Genomic DNA, 13474 nt, shown 5'->3' on the forward strand with positions numbered 1-13474 from the left:
GGCCCAGCCCCACGATGTTCGCGGAGACCTACCGCACGGTCGCGGACGCCGGCGCGGACGCCATCGTCTCGCTCGTCATATGCCTGCCCGGAGCCTCATGTCGTCGTGCCCTCTGTCCGGGGGGCCTTCTGCCACGGGTAGGTCGGCTGGGTGCGGGGGTCCCGGGTGGTGATCGCCGGCGGGTCCGCGGGGGCCGGGCGCCGGGAGTCGCCGTTTCCGGCCGCCCCTGCCCGTGCAGGTCCGGCCGCCGCCGGCCCGCCCCCGGGTCCCTGCGGCCGTCCTTCCGGCCCCGGGCGTCCCCGTACGGGCTCCCGCAGCGGGTCCGCGGCCCCGGTCTCCTCGGCCCGGGTCCAGTGCCGCAGCGCTCCTGATTCGACATCGATCTGGTCGCTGAGCGACGCCAGATCGTCGTCCGCGAATTTGCGGGCACGGTCCCGCGCGGCCCAGCGCAGCGATTCCGCGGAGTGCGTGATCCGCTCCGTGCGCTCGCGGAGCTCCGGAAGGCGGGCGGCAATGGTGGCCCGGTCGGGCTCACGTTCGAGCCGCTTGAGGTCGTCGTCGAGCTCATGGCCATGGGCACTCAGCCGCTCGAAGAGGCCGATCGCCTCGCGGAGGGAGGCATCGTCCGCCGAGCCGGAGTGCAGCACGTCCTGGGTGGCGCGCATGGAGGTGCGCAGCGAGAGCCGCAGCTGGGCGAGCTCCCCGACCACGCCGGGCTGAGCGAGTTGCCGGGCACGCAGGCCGGTGTCCTCGACGGTTCTGCGGGCCTGGGCGACCGTACGGTCCACGCCGCGCTTGGCCGCCTGCACGGCCTTGACCGCCACGAACACCCCGGCCACGACGAACAGCACGAAGAGCAGCCCCAGGACGGCGACGACAGCTTCCATGGCTCTCCCCGGACGTATCGGCGGCGCCGGCCGTGCCCGCGCCCTCTCCCTCCACGGTAAACGGCTCGGGCAGGTCACGGGTTCCTGACGAACCCCCAACCTGCCCGTAGGGGAAACCCCTGTGGTCGCCGCTGCCGGGTGCCCGGACCGGCCCCGGGCACCCGTCGGCGACTACGCCGGGACGATGTTCACCAGCTTCGGCGCCCGGACGATGACCTTCCGGATGCCCGCGCCGTTCAGCGCCGCCACGACGGCCGGCTCCGCCAGGGCCGTCGCCTCCAGGTCCGCGTCGGCGATCGACGGAGCGACCTCCAGGCGGGCCCTGACCTTGCCCTTGATCTGGACGACGCAGGTCACGGTCTCGTCGACGACGTACGCCGGGTCGGCCACCGGGAAGTCGGCGTGCACCACGGTGTCGGTGTGACCCAGCTTGCGCCACAGCTCCTCGGCGATGTGCGGCGCCAGCGGGGCCACCAGCAGCACCAGCCGCTCCGCGACCGTGCGCGGGACCGGTCCGCCCGTCTTGGTCAGGTGGTTGTTCAGCTCGGTCACCTTGGCGATGGCGGTGTTGAAGCGCAGGTTCGCCATGTCCTGGGTGACGCCGTCGATCGCCTTGTGCAGGGCACGCAGTGTGGCCTCGTCCGGCTCCGCGTCGACGACGGTGACCTCACCGGTCGCCTCGTCGACGACATTGCGCCACAGGCGCTGAAGCAGGCGGTACTGGCCGACGACGGCCCGGGTGTCCCACGGCCGCGAGACGTCCAGCGGGCCCATCGCCATCTCGTACAGGCGCAGGGTGTCCGCACCGTACTCGACGCAGATCTCGTCGGGGGTGACGGCGTTCTTCAGGGACTTGCCCATCTTGCCCAGGACGCGGCTGACCTTCTCGCCCTGGTAGTAGTAGCCGCCGTCGCGCTCCTCGACCTCGGCGGCCGGGACGGCGATACCGCGGCTGTCCCGGTAGACGAAGGCCTGGATCATGCCCTGGTTGTACAGCTTGTGGAAGGGCTCCGAGGACGACACATGGCCCAGGTCGTGCAGCACCTTGGACCAGAAACGGGCGTACAGCAGGTGGAGTACGGCGTGCTCCGCGCCGCCCACGTACAGGTCGACGCCGCCGGCCGGCCGGTCCTCGCGCGGTCCCATCCAGTACTGCTCGATGTCCGGGGCGACCAGCGCCTCGGTGTTGTGGGGGTCCGCGTAGCGCATCTCGTACCAGCACGAACCCGCCCAGTTGGGCATGGTGTTGGTCTCGCGGCGGTAGCGCTTGATGCCGTTGCCGTCGCCCAGGTCCAGGTCGACGTGGACCCAGTCCTCGTTGCGGGACAGCGGGGTCTCCGGCTGGGTGTCGGCGTCGTCCGGGTCGAAGGTGCGCGGGGAGTAGTCCTCGACCTCCGGCAGCTCCAGCGGCAGCATCGAGGCGGGCAGGGCGTGTGCGACGCCGTCCTCGTCGTAGACGATCGGGAAGGGCTCGCCCCAGTAGCGCTGGCGGCTGAACAGCCAGTCCCGCAGCCGGAAGTTGACCGTGCCCTCGCCGATGCCCCGGTCGGCCAGCCACTCGGTGATCTTCGCCTTGGCCTCGGTCACGCCCAGACCGTCCAGCGAGATGTCCGCGCCGGTCGAGTTGATGATCTTCGCCGCGTACGAGGCGAAGGCGTCGTCCCAGGTCGAAGGGTCCGTGCCGCGGTCGTCCGACGGCTCGACGACGCAGCGCATCGGCAGCTCGAAGGCGCGCGCGAAGGCGAAGTCACGGCTGTCGTGCGCGGGCACGGCCATGATCGCGCCGGTGCCGTAGCCCATCAGGACGTAGTCGGCGATGAAGACCGGGACCTGCTCGCCGCTGGCCGGGTTGGTCGCGAAGGCGCCGGTGAAGACGCCGGTCTTGTCCTTGGCCTCGGCCTGCCGCTCGACGTCCGACTTGGCGGCGGCCTGCTTGCGGTAGGCGGCGACGGCGTCGGCGGGGGTGGCGTGCCCGCCGGTCCATACGTCGTGGGTGCCCTCGGGCCAGGCGTCGGGGACGATCGAGCCGTTGCCGTTCCCGGCGCCGGCGACCAGCGGGTGCTCGGGCGCCAGCACCATGTACGTCGCGCCGAACAGGGTGTCCTGGCGGGTGGTGAAGACGGTGATCTTCTCCTCGCCCACGGGGAAGTCGGCCCGGGCGCCCTCGGAGCGGCCGATCCAGTTGCGCTGCTGGAGCTTGATGGCCTCCGGCCAGTCCAGCGCGTCCAGGTCGTTCAGCAGCCGATCGGCGTAGGCGGTGATGCGCATGTTCCACTGGCGCAGCTTGGCCTTGAAGACGGGGTAGTTGCCGCGCTCGGAACGGCCCTCGGCGGTGACCTCCTCATTGGCCAGCACCGTGCCCAGCCCGGGACACCAGTTGACCGGCGCGTCCGAGGCGTACGCCAGGCGGTACTCGCCCAGGATGTTGGCGCGTTCGAGGGGGCTCAGCCCGGCCCACGGCCGGCCGTCGGGGGTCTGCCGGGTGCCGGCCTCGAACTGGGCGACCAGGGTGTCGATCGGGCGGGCGGCGTCCGCCTCCGGGTCGTACCAGGAGTTGAAGATCTCCAGGAAGATCCACTGGGTCCACTTGTAGTACCCCGGGTCGATCGTCTCGACCGAACGGCGCTGATCGTGGCCCAGGCCCAGGCGGCGCAGCTGGCGCCGCATGTTCACGATGTTGGCCTCGGTGGAGACCCGCGGGTGGGTGCCGGTCTGCACCGCGTACTGCTCGGCGGGCAGCCCGAAGGCGTCGAAGCCCAGGGTGTGCAGCACGTTGTGGCCCGTCATGCGCTGGTGGCGGGCGTAGACGTCGGTGGCGATGAACCCCAGGGGGTGGCCGACGTGCAGGCCGGCGCCCGAGGGGTAGGGGAACATGTCCATGATGAATCGCTTGGGGCGGGCCGCCACCTCGGCGTCGCCGGCCAGCTCACCGCTGGGGTTCGGGGCCTCGTAGGTCCCGTGCTCCTCCCAGTAGGCCTGCCAGCGTGCCTCGATGTCGGCGGCCAGCGCGGCCGTATAGCGGTGCGGCGCTGCCACCTCGGCAGCGGTGGTCGTCTCGCTCATCGTCCTCAAAGCTCCATCGATCGTCTCTGCCTGCGGAAACGCGCCAGATCTCCGGCACGCCGGAAACAAAAAGACCCCTCGCACAGGAGGGGACGCCGCGCCGATTCCGACGGGATCTGTGATCCGTCAGGTACTGATCAGCGCGGCCCGCTAAGCAGAAGGCGTACGGCACGCATGGCGTCAGGGTACCGCAGGGCGTACGGGGCCCGCGCCGAGGATGTCCCCCGCGCGGGCCCCGCCCCCGGTACCCCGTACTCCTACCGCCGTGGCACCGGGGCACGGGCAGTGCGGGGAGGCGGTGCCGGTGCCCCCTGGCGTCAGGGGCGGTAGGAGCTCACATAGCCGGCGCCCGGCGAGCCGACGCCGGTGACGTCGTCGTAGCCGACGCCCGCGTGCAGGGAGCTGTCCTTGCCCAGGCTGCGCAGCGAGGTCGTGGTGCCCTTGCTGCTGTCGACGCCGTTGACGTAGTCCACGCGGACGACGGCCAGGTCACGGCCGGCGCCCAGCGGGTGGTCGGTGACGTCGTGGTACGCGCCGGTGCCGTAGCGCTGGTAGATGGCGGGGTTGGCGAAGCCGATGGCGACGCCGTGCCGGGCCTGCTGGGCCAGCGCCTGGACACCGGCGATCACCGGCGCGGCCAGCGAGGTGCCGCCGATGCGGTACTCGTCGTAGCCGAGCTTCCCGTCCGGCAGCGTCTGGGTCTGGCCGACCAGGAAGCCGGTGTTGGGGTCGGCGACCGCGGCGATGTCCGGGACGGTGCGCATGGCGCCGCCGCCGTTCGCCTTCGCGAGCCCGTCCGGGACGACTCCGCGCTGGTAGTAGGGCTGCGCCACGTTCTTGCTGGTGCCGCCGCCGGCGCCGCCGTTGAAGGTGCCGGGGAAGCCGGTCCAGTCGTTGCCGTCCTTGGACAGCAGCGCCTTCTGGGTGCCCCAGCCGGTCTCCCACTGGTACGCGTCGTGCTTGCCGACGGCCAGGGAGGTACCGCCGACCGCGGTCACCCAGGGGGAGTTCGCCGGGCTGTCGACCTGCTTGACGCCGGTCTTGGCGACCTCGTCACCGTCGTCGCCGGAGGAGAAGTAGAAGCCGATGCCCTGCACCGCGCCCTGCTGGAAGAGCTGGTCGTAGGCGGCCGCCGCGTCCGGGGTCTCGTTCGCCTCCAGGTCGCCCCAGGAGTTGGAGACCATGTCGGCGAGGTGACCGTCGACGACCTTGCCGAGCGAGTCGATCAGGTCGTCGTCCATGCAGGAGGCACCGCCGACGTAGACGATGTCGGCGTCGGGGGCGACCGCGTGGACGGCCTCGACGTCGAGGGTCTCCTCGCCGTACCAGCCGGCCGCGCCGCACTCCTCGATGTGCGAGTAGTCCTTGGGCAGCACCTGGGAGAGCTGACCCTGGCGGTAACGGGGGTCGCCGTTGCGGGCGGCGTACCTGTCCGCGTCCTTGGCGATGGTCGGCGCGGCGTAGGCGTCGGTGATCGCGACGGTGACGCCCTTGCCGGTCCACTTCTTCGCGCCATAGGCGGCCCGCAGCTGCGTACCGGTGTAGCCCTTGATCGCGTACGGCGCCTTGCTCCCGTAGGCGGACGGCAGCTTCTTGTCCGTCTTGGAGCCGTAGTACGAGGAGAACGGGCCGGAGTTGCGGAACACACCCTCGGGCGGCGGCAGTTCGCTGGAGTGGTGCTTGGCGAGCCGCGGCGCGTTGTCCAGACCGGTGACCGTCAGGACCGCGTCGGCCAGTGCGGCGGGCGCGGAGGCGGTGGTCGACGGCGCGTGGTAAGTGTGGCCGCTCTTACGGTAATTGTGCAGGTCGGTGGCGAAGGCGCGCTCGGCCGCGGCCGCGTCGCCCTTGACCGTCAGATAGCGCTGAGTGGTGCCGGTGACCGCCAGGCCGGACTTTTTCAGCCAGTCGGTCACCTTGGCTATCTGCTCGTGCGTGGCGCCGTAACGGGAGCGGACCTGGGCGGGGCTCAGGTACTTCCCGTACGCGGCGGAGTGCGGGTCGGACACGGCCCGGGCGTAGTCGGCGAGCCCCTTCGCGTCGCGACCGGCCAGGTAGACGCGGGCGGTGACGGACGCGGACGCGGCGGTGGCGCCCTGGTCGGCCTGCGCGGTGGCCCACAGCGGCTTGGTGCCCTGCAGTGCGTGCCGGCCGCCGTCGTGGCCCGCGGCATCGGCGGCCGGCGCGCCGAGCGCGAGCGCACCGGCGACCAGCGGCAGCGTCGCTGCCCAGGCCAGACCGGCGCGGGCGCGCAGTGATCTGGTGCGGCTTGATCTCATGTAACCCCCTGCTGTGGCGATGCGGTGCGCTGCGGGGTGCCGCGCTGCGCCGGGACGCCAGAGGCGCGGCACCGCACGCGCGATGAATGCGTCGGATGTGACGCTCACGCGATTCGCCACTCTTTCGGTGAACCGTTCATGTCAGGGGCATGCGATCACCAAGAAGAGACCAAGGAATGGCAAGGTCTGGTCAGGAATGAGCACAGAGCGAACGATCAACTCGCTATAACGGACGCGGGGTTGACCGGATGTCAGCGCAACCCCGGGGGAACGGCGCCCGGGTGCGGGCCTCCAGAGCACCCGGACCGGACCCGCACGACGAAGCAGGCCATCCATATCGGATGACCTGCTTCGCTCTCTGTGGAGCTAAGGAGAATTGAACTCCTGACCTCCTGCATGCCATGCAGGCGCTCTACCAACTGAGCTATAGCCCCGTATTCTGTTCCCGCCCGGTTCCCCGCTGCGGCATCGCCTACATTACACGGACCTCCCCGCCTTCTGCCAAATCGTTCTGACCGGGGCCTGAGGGCGACGCGCGGTACTCTCGGCAGGCAGTGTCCGATTCGTCCTGGGGGGCCGTACGCCGTGACCGCGCTGGAGCTGCAACAGCCCACCGACCCCGGCGGCACCCACCCCGGCACGGGCCTCCTCCGCCGGCACCCGACCCTGGTGGCGGCCGTCGCCTGCCTGGCCTCGTTCACGGCCTTCTGGACCGCACAGCGGCTCGCGCACGTGACGATGATCGATCTCATGGTCTACCGCGCCGAGGGCTTCACCGTCCGCAACGGCGGGTCCCTCTACGACATGGCGGCGACCTCGGCGCACCTGCCCAACACCTACCCGCCGTTCGCGGCGCTGCTGTTCACCCCGCTCACCGTCCTGGACGTCCCGGCGATGCGCACCCTGGCCACCGCCGGCAACCTCCTGCTGCTCGTCGCCGTCGTCCACCTCTCGCTGCGGCTCGCCGGCCGGCCGCGGCGGCTGCCCCGGCCCGCCGCTGCCCTCGCGGTCTCGGCCCTGCTGGTGTGGTGCGAGCCGGTGTGGACGACGGTGCGCTACGGCCAGATCAACCTCCTGCTCACCGCGCTGGTGCTGTGGGATCTGACCCGCAAGGACACCCACCGTCTCGCGGGCGTCGGCATCGGTCTGGCGGCCGGGCTCAAGCTGACCCCGGCGCTGTTCGCCGTACTCCTCGCGCTGGCCGGTGCCGTCCGCGCCGGGCAGCTGCTCCGCTCCGGCGCGGGGGCACGCACCGCCTGGAACCCCTGGCTGCGGCAGGCCGCCGTGGCCACCGCCACCTTCCTGGCCACGGTGCTGCTCTCCGCGCTCGCGCTGCCGCGTGACGCGCACCGCTTCTGGACCGAGATCGTCTTCGCCACCGACCGGGTCGGTGAGGTGGAGATCACCGCGAACCAGTCGCTGCGCGGCGCGCTCGCCCGGCTGCTGCACACCCACGATCCCGGCACCGTCTGGGTGGTGGCCGCCGGTCTGACCGCGGCCGGCGGCCTGGCGCTGGCGGTCGGGGCGCTGCTGCGCGGGGAGCGCGCCTGGGCGGCCGTGGCCTGCGCCGCGACCGCCCTCCTGATCAGCCCGATCTCCTGGTCCCATCACTGGGTGTGGTGCGTACCGATGCTGGTGCTGCTCGGCTCCGAGGCGCTGCACCGGACCGGCGCCGCGACCTGCCGCCGGTGGGCGGCGACCGCCGTCCTGGGCCTGATGTTCTGCTCGTTCGCGCTGTGGTGGGTGCCGCACCGCTGGCACCACCACCAGGAACTGCACCAGAACGGCGCCCAGATGCTGCTCTCCGGCGTCTATCCGCTCGCCGGCCTGGCCGTGCTGACGCTGACCGGGCTCCGGCTGTGGCGGACGGCGGGCGCGGACCCACGCCGGGCGGCCGAACGGTCACCGGCTCCGCCGCTCACGGCAAGAATGGCCGGACGCGGATCACCTGATGGCCCGTCAGTCAAGAAGGGCGGCCCGGCCGCACCCGGCCCCGCCGCACCCGGCCCGGCCGGCTCCGCTCAGGCCGTGGCGAAGGAGTAGAAGCGCTTCAGGGTGCAGTGCTCTTCGAGCAGCCGCCCGTAGATCGGCTCCCCGTCGAGCTCCCGGTAGGTCTCGATGGGGTCGCCCTTTATGACCAGGGCGCGGGCGCATTCCTCGCACCAGTACTGGTAGTCGGTGTTGAGGGGTTCCATGTCGCGGACGATGGGCGTACCGCTGCCGCACCAGTCACATTTCCTGCTGTGGGCGCCCATCCATCAGCTCCAACTGTGGCCGCAGGCCGTACAAACGAAGGAAATGCCGCCGTTGTCGCCCAGCACCTGCGCGACATGGGAGGAACCGCACGAGGGGCACTGCAACGCGGTCCCGTCGCGGCCACGGCACGGGGAAACGGTCCCGTCAACGGGGCAGGTGAAACGGAGCACATATTCCGGAAGCCAGTCGTACCCTTGCGCCTCGGCGACTTCGAGCAGGTCATTGACCTCCTCGAGGATGCTCGTGGGCATCGCGATCTCTCCTCCCCTGCCGGCGCCGTCCGATTCTGCCACGGACCGCCGACCGGGTCAGGCCCATCTTTTGCGCCACCCGGCGCGTTCCACCGGCCGCCACCGCACGGGACGGCGGGGCCCCGCGGCACTCCGGGCGGCCGGCGCACAACCCGGATAACACAGAGATCCCGCCTCCGGTCGGAGGCGGGATCATCCGGGCTGTGGAGCTAAGGAGAATTGAACTCCTGACCTCCTGCATGCCATGCAGGCGCTCTACCAACTGAGCTATAGCCCCGGATCTTGTTCCGCTCCCCCGGGTTTCCCCGGCGGCCGCGCGAACAAGAAGAACTTTAGCCTGCGACCTGCCCGGATGTGAAATCCGGGGGTCGGGACCGCGGCCGACTCAGTCGTCGTCGCCGAGCACCGGCTCCGGAAGGGTGCCGGCGTTGTGCTCCAACAGGCGCCAGCCGCGCGCGCCCTCGCCCAGCACGGACCAGCAGCAGTTCGACAGACCGCCCAGGCCCTCCCAGTGGTGGGCATCCAGGCCGAGCAGCCGCCCGATGGTGGTGCGGATGGTGCCGCCGTGGCTGACGACGACCAGGGTGCCGTTCTCGGGCAGCTTGTCGGCGTGGTTGAGCACGACGGGCGCGGCGCGGTCGGCAACCTCGGTCTCCAGCTCGCCGCCGCCTCGCCGCACCGGCTCACCGCGCTTCCAGGCGGTGTACTGCTCGCCGTAGCGCGCGAGGATCTCCTCGTGCGTCAGGCCCTGCCAGGAGCCCGCGTAGGTCTCGCGCAGGGCCGCGTCATGGGTCACGTCGAGCCGGGTCAGCACGGCCAGCTCGCTGGCCGTCGTCGAGGCCCGCTGGAGGTCGGAGGCGATGATCGCGTCCGGCCCCAGGGCGGCGAGCAGCCGGGCGGCGCGGCGTGCCTGGGACCGGCCGGCCTCCGTCAGTTCGATGTCCGTCGACCCCTGGAAGCGGCGCTCCAGATTCCAGGCCGTCTGGCCGTGGCGCCACAGGACGATGCGGCGGCCCCGGCCGGTCTTCGTGCCGTTCAGAGCAGCTCTCCGTCCTGGTCACCCGCCGTGGCGTCGGCGTGCGCCGCGGCCTTGCCCCGGGTGGCTTTGGCCTCCTCGGGGAGGTCGATCTCGGGGCAGTCCTTCCACAGGCGTTCGAGCGCGTAGAAGACGCGCTCCTCGCTGTGCTGGATGTGCACCACGATGTCGACGTAGTCGAGCAGTACCCAGCGGGCCTCGCGGTCACCCTCGCGGCGGACCGGCTTGGCGCCGAGGTCCTTGCTGAGCCGTTCCTCGATCTCGTCGACGATCGACTTGACCTGGCGGTCGCTGGGCGCCGAGGCCAGCAGGAAGGCATCGGTGATCGAGAGGACGTCACTGACGTCGTACGCGATGATGTCGTGCGCAAGCTTGTCGGCCGCGGCCTGGGCTGCGGCGTTGATGAGCTCGATGGAGCGGTCCGTGGCGGTCACAAGCGGCTTTCCGGGTTGAGGGCGGCCTCTCCGGCCGGGCGGGCAGCGGGGCCGGCTGCTGAGCGCGGCGCGCGCCCGGTCCCATGGGCGGACGGATCGGCGGTCGAGTACCCCACAAGGGTCTCACGGACCACCGACACTCCCGGCCGGGAATCCTCCTCCCGCGGGCCGCTTGCGGTGTCCGTGCTGGTCAGCGCCGGGTCCGGGCGCCCCCGTCCGTCAGCCCTTGAAGTCCTGCCCCAGGACCACGGTGATATCGGCGTTCGAGGCGCCCTTGCCCTGCCGGACCGCGCCGGCCGGCAGGCCCAGCGTCTTGGCGACCTCTGCGGCCTTGGCCTTCTGGGCGGCGTCCGCGTAGGTGACCTGGGACGTGGCCCGGGCCGCGCCGTCGGTGCCGCCGTCGACGAAGCTGTAGCCGCCGTTGACCAGCGACACCTGCGCCTTTCCGGTGGCGGCCCGGGTGCCTGTGGCGTTGCGGACCGCGACCCGGGCGGTGGTGTCGGGCGCGGTCTTCTTGACCGTGCCGCCGAGCACGTCCTTGACCACGCCGGCCGCCGTGGTCGGGCTGAGCGTGCCGTTGCCCAGTACGGGCAGCACGGTCGTGCGGTAGGCACCGGTCTTCGCCAGCTCCGCCCGCTGCGCCAGCGAGCTGCCCAGCTGGGCCTCGGTGAGCGGCGGGTCGAGCACCTGGAGCAGCGCCTTCACCGTGGCGGTGGCGCCGTCGGCGTCGCTGGAGACCTTCTTCAGGGTCGCCTGCATGACCTGGCCGAAGCGCTGCAGTTGCTTGGTCTGCGGCTCGCCCGGCGCCTGGTAGGTGGCGTAGGCGACGGCGGCCTGGCCGCCCAGGTCCTGGGCGCTGCCCTGCTTGACGACCGGGGAGTCGCCCTTCTTGGCGCCGGGCACGGTGGCGTCGGTGTCGAGGGTGATACCGCCGACCGTCTCGACGAGGTTCTCCAGATACGGGGTGTCCAGCCGCCAGCTGGCCTTGAGGTCGGCGCCCAGGAGGCTGTTGAGGGAGTCCCGGGTCGGCTCGGTGCCCTCGTCCTTGACGGACTTGCCGAGCGTGGTGGTGGAGCCGTCGTCCTTGGTGACGACGAGGTTGTTGGGCAGGAGGACGGTGGTGCCCTTGTGGGTCGTCTCGTTGTCGACCAGCAGCGCCGTCGAGCTGTTCCCGCTCTTGGTGTCCCGCAGGTGGACGACGAGGACGTCGCGCTTCTGCCCCGCGGCCGCGGCCGCCTGGCCGGCGCCCGGACCGGCCAGCCCCGGCAGCTTGCCCGCCCACCACAGATAGCCCACGCCGCCGGCCACCAGCAGGGCCAGGACGACGGACAGCGCGACGATCCGGCTGCGGCCGCGGCGCTTGGCCTCCTCGCGCCGCTCGGTGCGGCTCTCGGTGAACTTCAGCCAGTCGATGACGTCTTCGGAGTCCTCGTCCGGTTCCTCGATGAAGGAGAACTGCTCGGTGCGGTACTCCGGCCCGTCGGCGGGGCCCTGTGGCGCAGCGGGCTCCGCGACGTCATCCGGGGCGCGGCGCTGGGCCGGCGGCCGGCGCGGCCCGTCCTGACGCGGCGCGGCGGGCTCGGCCGGCCCGCCGTAGGGGGGCTGCTCCGTGTAGGACAGCTGGTCGTACGGGGACTCCTGGGCCTGCTGCGGGATCCACTCCTGCTGGTGCGCCGGCTGCGGGGCAGCGGCGTAGGGGTCGTACTGCTGCGGAGCGCCGGGCGGGGCCTGAACCTGCCGACTGCCGTAGGTGTCGTAGCCGTACCCGGCCTGCCCCTGGTACGACTGCTGGCCGTGCGGGGCCTGGCCGCCGGCCTGGCCGCCGTAGGGGTCGTAGCCCTCATAGGCGGACGGGGCGGACGGTTGTCCGTACGCGTCGTAGTGCTGCTCGTACGGCGCCGTCGCGGCATCGGGGTACACCGGCCGCCCGTAGGCGTCGTAGGTGTAGCCCGGCTGCCCTTGCTGCCCCTGGGCATACGGGTCGTGGGCGTACGGGTCCTGCGGCCCGTAAGGATCCTGTCGGTCGCTCACCGGTGCCCCTTTCCGTCAGCCCCGTCAGCGGTCGTTGCGGTACAGCTGTTTTTTGTCGATGTAGCGCACCACACCGTCCGGTACCAGGTACCAGACCGGATCCCCCTGGGCGACGCGCGCCCGGCAGTCGGTCGAGGAGATGGCCAGGGCCGGCACCTCCACCAGGGACACCGCCCCCTCGGGCAGCCCGGGGTCCGCGAGGACATGGCCGGGCCTGGTCACCCCGATGAAGTGGGCAAGTGACACCAGCTCCGCCGCATCGTGCCAGGTCAGGATCTGGCTGAGGGCGTCGGCGCCGGTGATGAAGAACAGATCCGCATCGCGGTGCTCCGCCCGCAGATCACGCAGCGTGTCTATCGTGTACGTCTTGCCGCCGCGGTCGATGTCGATACGGCTGACGGAGAACTGCGGGTTGGACGCGGTCGCGATGACCGTCATCAGATACCGGTCCTCGGCCGGCGACACCGTCTTGTGGCTCTTCTGCCACGGCTGTCCCGTCGGCACGAAGATGACCTCGTCGAGGTGGAACTGGCTGGCCACCTCGCTGGCGGCGACCAGGTGTCCGTGATGGATCGGGTCGAACGTGCCGCCCATCACTCCGAGTCGCCGCTTCACGGGCCCTGTGTGCTCTCCCATGCGTGCAGACCCTACTGGGCGGCGCGCGATGCCGGGGGCCGGGTGCCGCGGGTCAGCGGTCGCGGTTGAAGCGGGTGGTGATCCAGAGCAGGAGGAGCAGGACAAACAAGGCGCCGCCGCCGGTCACAAAAGGGCTGAGGCTGGCGTGACCGCCCTCGTGGCCGGGTTCGGCGGCCAGGGAGACCAGGGAGTGTGCGGTGGAGTGCAGGCTCATCGTCGGCAGGACCAATCCGGGCTGGGGTCGGGCAGAGACTTCCACCACATCGTATGCGGCCGCTCACCGCGGGCCCACGGCGACTCCACCCGGAGGCGCCCGAGGGGGCCTGCCCGGCGTCAGTCCTGGCGGTAGCCGCGCAGCAGGAGCCAGGCGAGCAGCACCGCGCCCACGACGCCGACGATGATCACGGTACGCAGGATCCAGCCGGGCCCGGCGTCCTTGGCGGTCTCCTGGGCTGCGGCGAGCAGCACGCTCGGATGCGGCATGACGGTGCGCTCCCTCGGATACCGGCCCGTGCGGTCTTTTGTACGGGCCTGTGCGGTCATTGGTGCGCTCGCCAGCGTACGCCCGAGCATCCAATCCACTGTCGGCGGCGTCCTCTAGGCT

The 13474-nt window shown here is 71.5% G+C and carries 12 protein-coding genes and 2 tRNA genes; 1 reads left to right on the forward strand and 13 read right to left on the reverse strand.

Features of this window, described 5'->3' with window-relative positions; genetic code table 11:
• Window positions 1-95 precede the first annotated feature (95 nt).
• From EST92_RS01720 to EST92_RS01735, 4 genes are all read right to left on the reverse strand, one after another.
• A complete protein-coding gene (locus EST92_RS01720) occupies window positions 96-887 on the reverse strand; it encodes a hypothetical protein (RefSeq protein ID WP_129279217.1) in 792 nt (263 codons plus the stop codon).
• A 171-nt stretch (window positions 888-1058) separates the two neighbouring features.
• A complete protein-coding gene (locus tag EST92_RS01725; RefSeq protein ID WP_129279218.1) occupies window positions 1059-3950 on the reverse strand; it encodes a class I tRNA ligase family protein in 2892 nt (963 codons plus the stop codon).
• A gap of 317 nt (window positions 3951-4267) precedes the next feature.
• Complete coding sequence (locus tag EST92_RS01730) at window positions 4268-6226, reverse strand: S53 family peptidase (RefSeq protein WP_129279219.1); 1959 nt, start codon at window positions 6224-6226, stop codon at window positions 4268-4270.
• Between the two features lie 361 nt (window positions 6227-6587).
• Window positions 6588-6660 (reverse strand) — tRNA-Ala (locus tag EST92_RS01735).
• Window positions 6661-6811: 151 nt separating this feature from the next.
• Between EST92_RS01735 and EST92_RS01740 the strand changes: the two genes are divergently transcribed.
• The gene (locus tag EST92_RS01740; protein WP_254068407.1) at window positions 6812-8269 is read left to right on the forward strand and encodes a glycosyltransferase 87 family protein; all 1458 of its coding nucleotides are present in this window, start codon (window positions 6812-6814) and stop codon (window positions 8267-8269) included.
• Here the strand turns inward: EST92_RS01740 and EST92_RS01745 are convergent.
• From EST92_RS01745 to EST92_RS31500, 9 genes are all read right to left on the reverse strand, one after another.
• Window positions 8248-8481 (reverse strand): hypothetical protein, encoded by a 234-nt coding sequence (locus EST92_RS01745; RefSeq protein ID WP_129279220.1) that lies wholly within the window; start codon window positions 8479-8481, stop codon window positions 8248-8250. The two genes, EST92_RS01740 and EST92_RS01745, sit on opposite strands and share 22 nt — an antisense overlap.
• Window positions 8482-8484: 3 nt before the next feature.
• A complete protein-coding gene (locus EST92_RS31490) occupies window positions 8485-8733 on the reverse strand; it encodes a hypothetical protein (RefSeq protein WP_129279221.1) in 249 nt (82 codons plus the stop codon).
• Window positions 8734-8937: 204 nt separating this feature from the next.
• Window positions 8938-9010: transfer RNA gene (locus tag EST92_RS01755), tRNA-Ala, on the reverse strand.
• 108 nt (window positions 9011-9118) lie between these two features.
• Window positions 9119-9772, reverse strand: coding sequence for a histidine phosphatase family protein (locus tag EST92_RS01760; RefSeq protein ID WP_129246306.1), 654 nt, complete (start codon window positions 9770-9772; stop codon window positions 9119-9121).
• Window positions 9769-10203, reverse strand: coding sequence for a ribosome silencing factor (rsfS, locus tag EST92_RS01765; RefSeq protein ID WP_129246308.1), 435 nt, complete (start codon window positions 10201-10203; stop codon window positions 9769-9771). The genes EST92_RS01760 and rsfS overlap by 4 nt, the downstream gene beginning before the upstream one ends.
• Before the next feature lie 219 nt (window positions 10204-10422).
• Complete coding sequence (locus EST92_RS01770; protein ID WP_129279222.1) at window positions 10423-12234, reverse strand: LCP family protein; 1812 nt, start codon at window positions 12232-12234, stop codon at window positions 10423-10425.
• A 24-nt stretch (window positions 12235-12258) separates the two neighbouring features.
• Window positions 12259-12870 carry a nicotinate-nucleotide adenylyltransferase gene (gene nadD, locus EST92_RS01775; RefSeq protein WP_051006918.1) on the reverse strand — a complete coding sequence of 204 codons (612 nt, stop codon included), beginning with the start codon at window positions 12868-12870 and terminating at the stop codon, window positions 12259-12261.
• 52 nt (window positions 12871-12922) lie between these two features.
• Window positions 12923-13084: a hypothetical protein gene (locus EST92_RS31495; protein ID WP_167511502.1), complete on the reverse strand. Its 162-nt coding sequence runs from the start codon at window positions 13082-13084 to the stop codon at window positions 12923-12925.
• Between the two features lie 119 nt (window positions 13085-13203).
• Window positions 13204-13353 carry a hypothetical protein gene (locus EST92_RS31500; RefSeq protein WP_174243900.1) on the reverse strand — a complete coding sequence of 50 codons (150 nt, stop codon included), beginning with the start codon at window positions 13351-13353 and terminating at the stop codon, window positions 13204-13206.
• Window positions 13354-13474: the final 121 nt, after the last annotated feature.

This window comes from Streptomyces sp. TM32 (genome assembly GCF_004122755.1).
Classification (GTDB): Bacteria; Actinomycetota; Actinomycetes; order Streptomycetales; family Streptomycetaceae; genus Streptomyces; species Streptomyces sioyaensis.